The organism is Oenococcus alcoholitolerans, from assembly GCF_051852995.1.
GTDB lineage: Bacteria > Bacillota > Bacilli > Lactobacillales > Lactobacillaceae > Oenococcus > Oenococcus alcoholitolerans.
Genome location: NZ_CP176042.1, coordinates 488,715 through 502,469 on the forward strand (window position 1 = coordinate 488,715; position 13,755 = coordinate 502,469).

Sequence of the window (13,755 nt, forward strand, 5' to 3'; positions counted from 1 at the left end):
ATTATATTATCGAATGAGGGAGTAACGACAGTTTATCTGTGGGAAAACCAAGTTGCACGAGTTGTTTAAACGCTCTGGTGACCCTTAAATAGTGAGACTCATTTATTTTTATTTTAGGAGTCTTGATTTGTCAAAAAATAATTATTATAACCAAGAAGCTAATAATGTTTTAAAAGAATTTTCTTCAAATTCAAATAACGGTCTAAAAAAAGAGCAGGTAAAAGGCCTTGTTGAAAAATATGGTAGTAATTCTCTTAAGGAACAGAAAAAAACTACTTTCTTTCAAAAACTAATAAATCAATTTAAAGATTTTATGATAGCTATTTTGGCTGTAGCAGCTGTTATCGCTGCAGTATCAAATGAACTGGTAGACGCGGTCTTTATTTTATTAGTAGTTATTCTTAATGCTGTTTTTGGTGTCTTTCAAGAGTCTAGAGCTGAAAACGCAATAGAATCGCTGAGAAAAATGTCTACGCCCAATGCCAACGTTAAAAGAGACGGAAAAGTCGTATCTATTTCAGCAAATGATATTGTACCGGGCGACTTAGTAATACTTGAAGCTGGTGATATCGTTCCTGCTGATATGCGGTTGATTGAAGTAAATTCTTTAAAAATCGAGGAAGCCGCTTTAACAGGTGAATCGGTGCCAGTCGAAAAAACTGCTAAAGTTTTATCAAAAGATGATCTACCTTTGGGAGATCGTCAAAATATGGCCTTTATGAATACTAATGTAACTTACGGTCGTGCCGTTGGTGTAGTTGTTGCTACTGGGATGAACACTGAAGTAGGTCATATAGCAGGGATGCTGGAAAATACTGAAAAAAGTTCAACTCCTTTGCAAGAAAACCTTAAAAAGCTTGGAAAAACTTTGACCTATGCGATCATAGCGATATCAGTCGTATTATTCATCATTGGTATATCCAGCGGTGCTGAGAGCTGGGTAAATATGCTGTTAACTGCCATAAGTATCGCTGTTGCCGCTATTCCAGAAGGTCTTCCAGCGATCGTGACCATAACTTTGGCACTGGGGACTGGTCGTTTAGCTAAGAAAAATGCATTGATGAGACGGTTAGCTGCAGTTGAAACGCTGGGGTCGACAGAAGTTATCGGTTCTGATAAAACCGGAACCTTAACGCAAAATAAAATGACTGTTGAAAAATACCTTGTTAACGGTAAAGTGGAATCTTCTGATCACAAATTTGCTGATGATCTGACTGCCAATAAGTTAGGCTTGGTAATGGCTTTGAATAATGATACCAAGATGACCGAAAACGGTCTGATCGGTGATCCTACTGAAACAGCTTTGATTTCTTTTGATGAAAAACAAAAAGTAGATCTTAAGCAGCTTTTTGCAAAAATGCCAAGAGTTGCTGAAATACCATTTGATTCTGAACGAAAATTAATGACCACAGTCAATGGCAAAAATTCGGTTGGAAAATATTTTATAACGGTCAAAGGTGCTCCAGATGAACTCTTAAAAAGAGTTAAATATTTCGAGGAAAACGGTCTGGTAAAAGAGGTCAATTCTGACTATCTTGATAGTTTGCTTAAAATAAATCACGATTTAGCCAAACAAGCTTTAAGGGTGCTGGCTTTCGCTTATAAAGAAAGTGACACGATACCAGCTGTTTTGAAGAGCGAGTCGGTTGAAAACGATCTTATTTTCATCGGTTTTGTTGCTATGATCGATCCGGAACGCCCTGAAGTTGCTCGATCTGTTGAAGAAGCTCATCAAGCTGGTATTCGTACGATCATGATTACTGGAGATCACAAAGATACCGCTTCTGCAATAGCAAAAAGATTAGGGATATTAGGCAATAATGAAGAAAATGCCGTGATAACAGGTTCAGAACTTGATCAGATACCGGAATCAGCCTTTAAAAAAGATGTTGATAAATACCGTGTTTATGCAAGAGTCGCTCCTGAGCACAAAGTTAGGATAGTTAAAGCTTGGCAAGCTAAAAATAAAATAGTTGCCATGACTGGAGACGGTGTTAATGACGCTCCCGCATTAAAAACAGCTGATATTGGTGTCGCTATGGGTATTACTGGTACTGAAGTATCCAAAGGGGCTTCTGACATGGTTTTGGCAGATGATAATTTTGCAACTATTGTCAACGCCGTTAAAGAAGGCCGTATCGTCTTTGCTAATATACAAAAAGCTTTACAGTATTTGCTTTCTTCTAATTGGGCAGAAGTTATGACTCTTTTCATTATGACCATACTTGGCTGGAATTTATTTGCTCCGGTGATGATCTTATGGATAAACTTGGTTACAGACACTTTTCCAGCAATCGCTTTGGGGCTGGAACCAGCTGAACCAGGAATAATGAAGCGTAAACCTCGTGGTAAATCTACTAGTTTTCTTTCTGGCGGGATAGGTTATGCGATCGTTTGGCAGGGGATAGTCCAATCTCTTATCGTGCTATCAGTATATGCTTTGGCGATCAGTTTTCCCGACCATCCTGAAAGTCAGCTTCTGATCCATCGTGATGCACTTACTATGTCTTTTGTTACTTTGGGACTTATGCAATTAGTAAATGCTTTTAATGTTAAATCTGTTTATAAATCTATTTTTTCAATAAAACCCTTTGCAAATAAATATTTTAATGGTGCAATTTTATTGAGTTTTCTTTCGATGGCCGTCGTTGTATTAGTGCCTGGATTAAATAGTGCCTTTCATGTTTCCAATTTGAATTCGCATCAATGGATAATCGTTATTTTAGCTTCATTATCAATTGTTTTAATCGTCGAAATAGTTAAGCTTATACAACGGAATCTTTTTTCTAAAAGTTAAAATGTAGCTATGCTTGATTTATCTGTTGAAGAATTATGTAAAAAAACCGAGACGATATCGATCGATATTTTTAAAAAAAATTTCGGTCATAAAGTTGAATACAACCGGCGTCTTCGTTCTACAGGCGGAAGAATGGTTTTCCCTGTCCATAACGGAAAAGTTGTTGAAAAAGATATTTTTATGCAGATAAATCCTCGTTTGTCTCAACAGCAGTTAAATGGCGTTATCAAACATGAACTTGCTCATTTTTTTATTTTTGAAAAAAAGGGTATTCATCGGGAGAATGATAAAGATTTTCAAAAGCTTTTATCAACGATCAAAGCACCTCGTTATTCACCGCTTAAACCAGTCCATCATTTCTTGTATGTTTATCAATGTTTGAAAAATGATAAACATCTCTATTACAGACATCGCAAAATAAATATTATTGCTATGCGGTGCGGTATCGATGGCGGCAAGTTGAAAATGATTTATAAAAAACACGTTTAAATACATTTAAAAAAACCAGCGAAAGCTGGTTTTTATTTTGATTTATTTTGAATTTTCAACTGTTTCTGTTTCGATCAAACCATATTTTCCATCATTTCTTTTGTATATTATATCCATTTGATCTGTTTCGGAATTTAGGAACAAAAAGAAATCATGATCGAGCATTTCCATTTGAAGAGCAGCTTCTTCAACATCCATTGGTTTCAAAGATAAGCTCTTTCTGCGGATTACTTCTACTTTTTTATCTGATTCATTTTCTTGAGTATTATCATTCTCACTGAATTCGATTCCTTTGTAACCCTTTTCCCGTGATTTACGATTTACTCTTGTTTTGAATTTCCTGATTTGTCTTAATAATTTATCGGAGACAAAATCAACTGCGCTGTAAAAATCACTTTGAGTATCTTCTGCTCTTAATGTCAAATAAGGAAGCGGAATTGTTACTTCGATTTTAAACTGTTTTTCACTATATTTTTTTATATTGACTCTTGCCAATGTATCAGCTTTTTTGTCAATATAATTGTTCAGTTTATCCAATCGGGTACTGATGTAATTATTGATTGCATCGGTAGTTTTCAAGTTTTCGCCACGAATTTGATATCTAATCATATTCTTTTCCTCCTACTTTAAATTTTAAACTATTTATAGCATTTAAGTTTTTTTAAGAGACGATTGAATCTTTTTTTGAAAATTTTGTTAAAAATATTAGCAGTTCGTTCGTTTTTCATGTATAATATTTTTGTTGTTCGCGGACGTGGCGGAATTGGCAGACGCGCAGGATTAAGGATCCTGTGGTAGAAATACCGTATGGGTTCGACTCCCATCGCCCGCAAAGCGCCTTATATCTTTATGGTATAAGGCTTTTTTTATTACTTCAATTTACTTTTTGTAAAAAATGAAAGTTTTTTTAAATTTAACATTTTCTATTTTCTAAACTATACTCGAATTGGATACCCATACAAATATAATTTTTTAAACTATTTAAATAATTTTAACAATGAAGGAGGATGGTTATAAATTGAAGATAGCTTTAGTTACTCAGTATTTAGAAGGACACGGTGGAACAGAGAGGGTTATTTCCGAGCTGGTCAATCACGATACCAAGAATATTTATAAGATAATAATTCCTAAAAGCGGTAAGCCCGAATGGCTGCAATGGTTTAGTCGCAAGGGCGGATACGATGTTAAAATTTGTAAAAATGCCGGTGTATCAAAAAGACAACAATTCATTATTGATAATTTAGTTGATTTTAAACCCGACATCGCTCTTTGCTTGAATGGCTTTGCCAGCGAAGCAGCTCATAGAGCGAAAGTTGAACATGGCCTAGACTTTAAAATCATATCTTGGGTCCATGTATCGATCAAAGAATCAGGTGATTTCAATACTCAAAATATTAGTTATGCCGATTATCATTTGGCTATAAGCACCGGAATACAAAAACAATTGATCGATTTTGGTTTGGATCCGCAAAAAGTTTTTTTGATTTTTAATCCGATCAACATATCACAATCTAGGACCATAAGTGAACCTGCAGATGAATCATTTCATGCAGTTTATGTAGGCAGAGTGATACTTGATGGCCAAAAAAATATGCGAATGATGCTAACTGCTTTGTCAAAGCTTAAAATAGATTGGAAACTTGATATCTTTGGTAAAGGCAGAGATTTGCCAAAAGTTCAAAGGCTAGCAAGATCGCTTGGTATATATAACAACATCGTTTGGCATGGCTGGGTCGCAAATCCATGGCAGGAGATAAAAGAAGCTGATGCTTTGTTGCTATCTTCTAATTACGAAGGTTTCGGAATGGTTATTGCCGAAGCTATATCGTATGGTCTCCCTGTAATCTCTACTGATTGTCCTGTAGGACCAAGGGATATAATTAACCCAAAAAATGGTATTTTAACACCTGCTGGGGATGCTGATAAGTTTGCTGCGGCATGTGAAAACATGCGATTCCAACGGGGACGCTTTGACCGCCAAGCAATGAAAGAGACCATTTCTCGTTTTGATTTAGTTCATTATATCAGCCGTATCCAAAAAATTTTTGATTTGGTATTTAATGAATCCAAAAATGATTCTTTAGAGAGCCAAAAAGTCAGTGATCGATAAGGTCTTATAGAAAGCGTTTTCAAAAAAACTATAATTGAGTCAGGCATATTAAATGTCTGACTCTTTTTTTGGAGATAATTATGGAACCATTATTTTTAAAACCTTTCTTTCAACCAAAAATATGGGGCGGTCGTCGTTTAGAAGGCGAATTCGACTATAGTATCCCTGATGGCAATATCGGCGAATGCTGGGCAATATCGGCTCATCCCCATGGAATGACATATATAAAAAACGGTCCTTTAGAAGGTGTTTCTTTAGCAGATGCTTACAAAAAAAATCCTGAATATTTTGGGAATCCTAAAACCGACAAATTTCCTCTTTTGACAAAAATAATCGATGCCAATAAAGATTTATCGATACAAGTCCATCCTGATAATGAACTTGCAGAAAAATACGAAGGAGAACTTGGCAAAACTGAATGCTGGTATGTTCTTAAAGCCAATCAAAATGCTAGTTTGATATACGGCCACTCAGCAAAAAATCATGATGATCTAGTGAATATGATTTCGGATAAAAAATGGGATCGGCTGCTAAAAAAAATTCCGATCAAGACGGGAGATTTTTTTTACGTGCCAAGCGGGACCGTTCACGCGATCAATGCCGGCACAATGGTTTTAGAAACGCAGCAGTCAAGCGATACCACATATCGTCTTTATGATTACGACCGTATCGATCCAAATACGGGAAATACGCGCCCGCTGGATCTAAAAAAGGCGATCGCTTCTATTTCAGTACCGTTTGTTGCTCCTCAGATCAATAAGAAAATATCAAATAGCGATCAATCAAGAACAACTGAATTTTTAAGCGGAATTTCGCCTGCCTATTTCGATATATGGAAATGGGAAATTGGGTCTCTAACTGATTTTCATCATGAAAAAGGGTCATATACTTTAGTTTCGATCGTAGATGGCGAGGGAACTTTTCTAAGCGATAATTTTAAAAAAATAATTAAAAAGGGCGAGCACTTTATAATTCCTGCCCAAATAAAAAAATGGCAGTTAGATGGTAAATTAACTGCCATTGCCTCTGAACCGCTCGATCAAAACTAGTTGATGATATTTTTAATATATCGACTTAGTGCTTGGCCGGTTTTTGACTCTTTACATTTAATTGAATCGGCGGGAAAACCGCTGAACATCAATTTTCCACCATACTTACCCGCACCAGGGCCCATATCGATCAGCCAATCAGCTTTTGTGATCAATTCCAAATTATGTTCGATAATTATTAAACTGTTTCCTTGGTCTGTCATTTGCTGAAATAATCTTATCAGCCGATCAGTATCTTGCATATGCAGGCCGGCAGTCGGCTCATCTAATAAATAAATTTGTCCTTTCTTGTTTAATTCTATTGCTAATTTTATTCGTTGCTGCTCGCCGCCTGAAAGAGTCGTTAATGATTGATTTAATTTTAAGTAGCCGAGACCGACTTTTTTTAGGTTTGTTAATTTATTTTCGATTTCAATTTGATTTTTGAAAAAGACTTTCGCTTCTTTTACGGAAAAATTCAAAATATCCGCCACTGTTTTGCCCTTTAACTTAAACGATAGGGCTTCTTGGCTGTATCGTTTACCGTGACACGATTCACAAATAGAGACGATCGGGTCCATAAAAGCCATGTTGGTGATCGTTACCCCTTTACCCTTGCATCTAGGGCAGGCACCTTTTCCGTTGTAGCTGAAATATGATATTGGTTTTTTGTATTTTTTTCCAAACATTTTCCTTATTGGATCTAAAATATCTAAGTATGTTGCTGGAGTGGATCTGATATTTACACCAACGGGTGCTTGTGATAAATCAATGAATCCTTGGTTCAATTCTTTTTTTATATCAGCTACTAAGGAACTTTTCCCCGACCCGGCTACACCCGATATGACCGTCATTGTTTTTAAGGGAAGTTTCAGAGCAATATTTTTTAAATTATTTTCATTGGCATTTTTAATATTAATAAATGTACTTGTTGTTCTCGGATTTTTAAAATCGTGACTTTTTCTTAACCACTGAGATGTTATCGTTTTTGCTTGCAGAAGCTCTTTATAGGTTCCGGAAAATAAGAGCTGACCGCCTGAGGAACCCGATTTTGGCCCTATTTCAACTATTTGATCAGCGCCTTTGATAATTTCTGGGTTGTGTTCAACTATCAAAATCGTGTTGCCTCCTTCTTTTAGTTTTGATATTGCCCGCTTAACAAGTTGGATATCAAAAGGATGGAGGCCGACTGTTGGTTCATCTAAAACGTAAACGATATCTGAAAGCGAACTTGTCAGGAATTTGGCTATTTTGATTCTCTGCGCTTCTCCGCCAGACAGAGTCGATGTATTTCTATCTAAACTCAAATAATCGAGTCCTATGTCGATCAGCGATCCTATTTTTTTCTTTAATTCTCTAACTATGTTTACGGCTAGCGGATCATTTATTTGTGTTAAAAAGTCATCGAACTGTTTTAGATCCATCTTGTTTATATCGCCAATGTTGAGCCCGTTTATTCTAGATCGCAAACTTTCTTGTTTGAGTCTGGCACCGTTGCACAAAGGGCATGTTTTTCTTGTGATCAGTTCTTCGATCGCTTTTTTATGATGGGTGCCTTCTTTGCTATTTATAATTGATCTCCTGATCCTTGGTATCAGTCCTTCATAAGAGGCACTTTTAGGCCACTCTTTGGGTGGATTTTTGAGTTTCTGTTTTGGGGCAAAAACTAGAAGGTCGTATTCTTTTTTGGAAAAATCTTTTAATAGTTTGTCATTATCGAATAAACCGCTATATGCATATCTTTTCCAGCGCCAGCTGCCTGGTCCGAAACTAACGAAATTTATCGCTCCTTGATTTATCGACTTGTCCATATTTATAAGCTTATTTTCGTTAATGTCGTCTATATATCCTAATCCTTGGCATTTTGGGCACATACCCTGCGGCAGATTGAAGGAAAAACTATCAGAATAGCCGACAAATGGTTTTCCGATTCTAGAAAAAAGAAGTCTCACCAAGGAATAAATACCAACGTATGTTTCCAGCGTCGATCGAGCATTTCCGTGGAGCCTCTTTTGGTCGATAACTATAGCCACTGGTAGATTTTTAATTTCTTGAACGTCAGCCTCGCCGAATTTTGGTAAATATTGTTGTGTGAAGCTGGGAAAAGTTTCGTTTAATTCTCTTCTTGAAGTTGCAGCTATCGTATCGAAAACCAATGATGATTTGCCGGATCCGCTTGGACCAACAAAAACAGTGACCTCATGTTTTTTTATTTTTAAATTTATACCTTTTAGGTTATTTTCTTTAGCGTTGATTATTTCTATATAATTATTTTCTTTTTCTGTCAATTTCATCCGAACCTCAACAAATTCTGTCACTGTTTTTAATATTTTACAAGAAATTACGTATAAACTTTTATGGATTTGAATTTGCTTTTTGGTCGTTTAATAAGCCGTCCTTCAGCGGAAAGGCCTAAGGACAGCAATGTTAAAATTCTGCCTTCATTTTCAAAAAATAAAAGATGTTTTCGCTGCAATGCAAACCATGTATTCGCTTTGCCTAATGGTGAATATTATTGTTTAAGCTGCCTTCAAATGGGTCGGAATATAAGTTCTGATCGTTTTTGGACGATGCCGGCCCCAAAGGATCTTTTTTTAAAAGGTGCTGAATATATGACTTGGACCGGCGAATTGACAAAATACCAGAATCTAGTTTGTCATGACTTGATAGATTCTTATAAAAAAGGAGAGGACCATCTCGTTTGGGCCGTAACTGGTGCTGGTAAGACTGAAATGATCTTTCCGTTGATAGACCGGGCTTTAAAAGATGGAAAAAGGGTGGCGATGGTATCTCCGAGAATAGATGTTATTTTAGAATTAGCACCAAGATTTTCTGAAGCTTTCTCTAACTTAGATTTTATGGTCCTCTATGGTGATAGTGACGATGACTATCGTTTGACTCAATTTGTTTTAGCAACGACTCATCAATTATTAAAGTTTTATGATGCTTTTGATTTGCTCATAATAGATGAAGTCGACTCATTTCCTTTTCGCGGCGATCCAATGCTTGAATTTGCCTGTCGGCAAAGCCGGAGAAAAATATCATCCACAATTTATTTAACGGCGACTCCGACCGAACAATTGATCAAAGCTTATAATTCCGGCAGACTTAAGACCTCTTTTTTGCCTTTAAGATTTCACAAACACTTGTTGCCGGAAATTGTTTTCAGATATGAATCAGGTTGGCGGCAAAAGATCAAATCTGGCAAGCTGCCGTCAAGTTTAAAAAAACAGCTGCTTGTCTTTAAAGAAATAGGTCGGCGTTTTTTATTGTTTGTCCCTAAAATAAGTGATCTAAAGCCTACTTTAAGAGTTGTTTCTACGATTTTTTCTTTTGATCAAGGCACATTTGTGCATGCGTCTGATACTGATCGCAAAGATAAGGTGCTTAAAATGAGAAAAGGCGATTACCAATTTTTGATAACTACTACGATTTTAGAGAGAGGTGTGACTTTTCCCGGCATAGATTTAATAATATTAGGTGCCGATGACCCGATTTTCAGCAGCAATGCTCTAGTTCAAATCGCAGGCCGAGTAGGCAGAAAGATCCAGCGTCCCGATGGATTAGTCTTAGCGATCATACAAGAGAAAACAAGAGAACTCAAAAAAGCTGATCAGCAAATAAAATTCATGAACAAAAAAGGACAAGAACAAATAAAATATGGTTAATAATTGTTTTAATTGCCAAACGATGATTTTTCATCGGCCGACTTTTTTTGAGCTATTCTTTAAAAACGAACAGCATGAATTAATTTGTGATGATTGCTTTAAAACTGCACCATTCATAGATCAAGGATCTATTTGCAAAATTTGCGGTCGTCCCTTTAAAAAAGATATTTGTCAAGATTGTCTTTTATGGCAAAGAAACAAGCCTTTTTTGGCTAATAACCGCTCTTTACTTCGTTATGATCGATTTACAAAAGAATATATGAGACATTATAAATTTAATGGCGATTATCGTTATAAAGATATATTTCGCGAAGATCTAAAAAAGATATTTTTCTCTAGGATCAAACGAGCCGATTTTTTTATTCCTATACCTTTAAGCGATGAGTCGCAAATGAATAGAGGCTTTAATCAAGTGACAGGACTTTTTTCTTTCGCTGAAAAATATATTAGGAATGATTTTTTGATTTTAAAAGGAGAAAAAACGCAGAGTTCCAAACTCGGACGAAGACAAAGAATGGCAAAAAACAATCCTTTTGTTTGCTTGAAAAGCCTTCCTGAAAATCCGCATATCATTTTAGCTGATGATGTTTACACCACTGGTGCTACTTTGCATCATGCCGCTGATACGCTTAAAAAAGCCGGCGCTGGAATTATTGAAAGTATCACTTTGGCACGTTAGGAATATTTGCATATACTTGTTATAATATCTATTAGTAGATTTATGTCTTTTATTCAAGAGGGGAAAAATCTTGGTTAATCCAATTAGAAAAATAGTTGAAAATCCGAAACATCAATTAAAAAAATATGAACATATAGCTGATGAAACGGAATCTTTTGCTGAAAAAATGTCAAACCTTTCTGATGATCAGTTAAGGAATAAAACTGCAGAATTTAAAAAAAGATTAAAAGACGGAGAAACACTCGACCAAATCATGCCAGAAGCTTTTGCTGCGGTAAGAGAAGCTGATAAAAGAGTCCTTGGTTTGTATCCGTTTCGTGTGCAAATCATCGGTGGTGCTGTTTTACACGGCGGCAATATCGCAGAAATGAAAACCGGTGAAGGTAAAACTTTAACTGCCACGATGCCTGTTTATCTTAACGCGTTGACTGGCAAGGGGGTACACGTTGTTACTGTCAATGAGTACTTAAGTCAGCGTGATGCTCAAGAAATGGGGCAGGTTTATAAGTGGATGGGTCTGACCATCGGCGTTAATTTAAACGAAATGTCTCTGCCGGATAAAAAGGCAGCTTTTGCGTCTGATATAACTTATACGACTAATTCCGCGATCGGCTTCGATTATTTGAGAGATAATATGGCTCAAACTTTGGACGAACGAGTTCTAAGAGATTTGAATTTTGCTCTGATCGATGAAGCTGATTCTATTTTGATAGATTCTGCCAGAACACCTTTAATAATTGGCGGATCTTCTGATAATATCAATGGCCTATATCAGCGTGCCGACCGTTTTGTTAAGACCCTTGATGAGGGAGAAGATAAAGATTTTACCGTTGATGAAGAACAAAAGACAGCCATGTTGACTTCGGAAGGTATTAAAAAAGCTGAGCAGTTTTTCAATATAGATAATCTTTATGGAGAAGACAATATTGCTTTGGCTCACTTCATAGAAACAGCTCTAAGAGCTAACTATGCATTTTTCCGTGATAAGGATTATGTAGTAAGAGATGGGCAGGTAAAACTGATCGATCAGTTTACTGGCCGTATTTCTGAAGGAACTAGAATGTCCGATGGTCTGCATCAGGCTTTTGAAGCTAAAGAGGGTGTTGAGATCCAAGGCGAAAGCAAAACTCTGGCTTCGATAACCTTACAGAACTTTTTCAGAATGTATAAAAAATTAGCTGGAATGACTGGAACGGCTAAAACTGAAGAAGAAGAATTACGAGAGATCTATAACATGGAAGTAGTTCAAGTGCCTACTAATAAACCAGTTATAAGGGTCGATGAGCCTGATGTGCTTTACTACAGCCTTCGTGGAAAATTTAAAGCTGTATTGAACGAGATCGAACGTTTGCACAAAAAGGGACAGCCCATTCTAGTCGGGACCGTATCCGTTGAAACTTCTGAATTGCTTTCCAAAATGCTTGATGATCACGGCATACCGCATAATGTTTTAAATGCAAAAAATAATGCTCGTGAAGCCGATATAATTGCTCAAGCCGGCCAACGCGGTGCTGTTACGATTGCTACCAACATGGCTGGCCGAGGTACTGATATCAAGTTAGGACCCGGTGTGGTAGAACTAGGCGGACTGGCTGTCATCGGTACTGAACGGCATGAGTCTCGCAGGATAGATAATCAGCTGCGCGGACGTTCAGGCCGTCAAGGCGACCCCGGATTTTCTAGATTTTATTTAAGTTTGGAAGATGATTTAATGGTTAGGTTCGGTGCTGATCGAATCAAAAAATTAATGCAGCGGATGAATTTAGATGATGACGATTCAGTTGTCACCAATCCTTTGATTTCCAGGTCAGTTGAATCAGCTCAACGAAGAGTTGAAGGAAACAACTATGATACTAGAAAACAAGTTCTTCAATATGATGACGTTATGAGGCAGCAGCGTGAAATAATTTATGACGAGAGAACGCAGATCATGAAGTCGACTGCTTCTTTAAAGGGTATTTTTCTGCCGATGGTTTATCGGACTATTGATCGAGTAGTCGATGTTCATACTGCTGGTCCAGAGAAAGATTGGGATCTTTTGGCAATAATCGACTTTGTCAATAACGCTATCGATAATTCTGGTCAAGTGACCATGCCGGATATCAACGGTAAAAGTCAAGAAGAGATAAAGGATTTCCTTTATAAATTAGCCGATCAAGAATTTTTTGCTAAGCAAGACGCTTTAGAGAACACGGATCAGCTCGTTGATTTTGAAAAAACGATAATTTTGAGAGCTATCGATCAACATTGGACTCAACACATCGATGATATGGATAGGCTTAGACAATCGGTCATGGTCAGATCTTATGGACAATATAATCCATTAGTCGAATATCAAACCGCCGCTTTTTCAACTTATAAAAAGATGATCGCGGATATTGAATATGATGCGACCCGCTTGTTTATGAAAGCTCAAATCAGGCAAAATATGTCGGCTTGATCATTTGTTGATTTTAGAATAAAAATAACCATCTGCTTTGCCTTTGCATGCAGATGGTTTTTATTTATTCATTAATTGATTTAATTTAAAAATAAAAATCCAGGCAACTATCATACTAATGATAGCTGAACTTATTAAAAGGTAAGGCCATTTTATGATCAAGGCTATGATCGCAATGATAGATAAAATTATTAATAATAAGCCTTGGTTATTTATAGTTTTTATTTCCGGATACTTTTTTGCGTTCCAAATTAAAAATTTTTTCCTGCTAGATAATAGAAAAATACCAAAGAACATATCGATTAAAACTAAAATAATGCCGACGATCGTCATATTTAAATTTTACATTTTTGGCAATAAAAAAACACCTGCCAAAGCAGGTGCAACACCCGTGCTGCCGTTAATCGGCATGCAGATTTTTGACCCCTGAGTTCAAGGTTGAGACTCGATCGACCGCATCGGGAGTCCAAATGAAAAGGCCGTCCTTGAACGATGATCTCTGTCCCCTGGTCAATTGTTGTAAGGCAAAAACTGATAAGTTATG

9 protein-coding genes and 1 tRNA gene are annotated in these 13,755 nt (G+C 36.7%); 8 read left to right on the forward strand and 2 right to left on the reverse strand.

Annotated features, from left to right (window positions below; translation table 11 throughout):
- The first annotated feature begins 127 nt into the window (after nucleotides 1–127).
- Both ACKP2L_RS02970 and ACKP2L_RS02975 read left to right on the forward strand, forming a co-directional pair.
- Nucleotides 128–2,797, forward strand: a complete 2,670-nt coding sequence (locus ACKP2L_RS02970; protein WP_439425892.1) for a cation-translocating P-type ATPase — start codon at nucleotides 128–130, stop codon at nucleotides 2,795–2,797.
- Between the two features lie 9 nt (nucleotides 2,798–2,806).
- On the forward strand, nucleotides 2,807–3,286 hold the full coding sequence (locus tag ACKP2L_RS02975; RefSeq protein WP_439425893.1) for a SprT family protein: 480 nt from the start codon (nucleotides 2,807–2,809) through the stop codon (nucleotides 3,284–3,286).
- Between the two features lie 42 nt (nucleotides 3,287–3,328).
- On the opposite strand, the gene hpf is transcribed toward ACKP2L_RS02975, so the two are convergent.
- On the reverse strand, nucleotides 3,329–3,895 hold the full coding sequence (hpf, locus tag ACKP2L_RS02980) for a ribosome hibernation-promoting factor, HPF/YfiA family (protein ID WP_439425894.1): 567 nt from the start codon (nucleotides 3,893–3,895) through the stop codon (nucleotides 3,329–3,331).
- A gap of 139 nt (nucleotides 3,896–4,034) precedes the next feature.
- On the opposite strand from hpf, the gene ACKP2L_RS02985 reads away from it, so the two are divergent.
- From ACKP2L_RS02985 to manA, 3 genes are all read left to right on the forward strand, one after another.
- A tRNA-Leu gene (locus tag ACKP2L_RS02985) sits at nucleotides 4,035–4,118 on the forward strand.
- 186 nt (nucleotides 4,119–4,304) lie between these two features.
- Nucleotides 4,305–5,396 carry a glycosyltransferase gene (locus ACKP2L_RS02990; protein ID WP_439425895.1) on the forward strand — a complete coding sequence of 364 codons (1,092 nt, stop codon included), beginning with the start codon at nucleotides 4,305–4,307 and terminating at the stop codon, nucleotides 5,394–5,396.
- Nucleotides 5,397–5,473: 77 nt separating this feature from the next.
- Nucleotides 5,474–6,445, forward strand: a complete 972-nt coding sequence (gene manA / locus ACKP2L_RS02995; RefSeq protein WP_439426189.1) for a mannose-6-phosphate isomerase, class I — start codon at nucleotides 5,474–5,476, stop codon at nucleotides 6,443–6,445.
- Here manA and ACKP2L_RS03000 read toward each other — a convergent pair.
- Nucleotides 6,442–8,718: an ATP-binding cassette domain-containing protein gene (locus ACKP2L_RS03000; protein ID WP_439425896.1), complete on the reverse strand. Its 2,277-nt coding sequence runs from the start codon at nucleotides 8,716–8,718 to the stop codon at nucleotides 6,442–6,444. The two genes, manA and ACKP2L_RS03000, sit on opposite strands and share 4 nt — an antisense overlap.
- Nucleotides 8,719–8,958: 240 nt before the next feature.
- Between ACKP2L_RS03000 and ACKP2L_RS03005 the strand changes: the two genes are divergently transcribed.
- From ACKP2L_RS03005 to secA, 3 genes are all read left to right on the forward strand, one after another.
- Entirely contained in the window at nucleotides 8,959–10,092 is a 1,134-nt protein-coding gene (locus ACKP2L_RS03005; protein WP_439425897.1) for a DEAD/DEAH box helicase, read from the forward strand.
- Nucleotides 10,093–10,351: 259 nt separating this feature from the next.
- Nucleotides 10,352–10,771 carry a ComF family protein gene (locus ACKP2L_RS03010; protein ID WP_439425898.1) on the forward strand — a complete coding sequence of 140 codons (420 nt, stop codon included), beginning with the start codon at nucleotides 10,352–10,354 and terminating at the stop codon, nucleotides 10,769–10,771.
- A gap of 70 nt (nucleotides 10,772–10,841) precedes the next feature.
- Nucleotides 10,842–13,211, forward strand: coding sequence for a preprotein translocase subunit SecA (gene secA, locus ACKP2L_RS03015; RefSeq protein ID WP_439425899.1), 2,370 nt, complete (start codon nucleotides 10,842–10,844; stop codon nucleotides 13,209–13,211).
- Nucleotides 13,212–13,755: the final 544 nt, after the last annotated feature.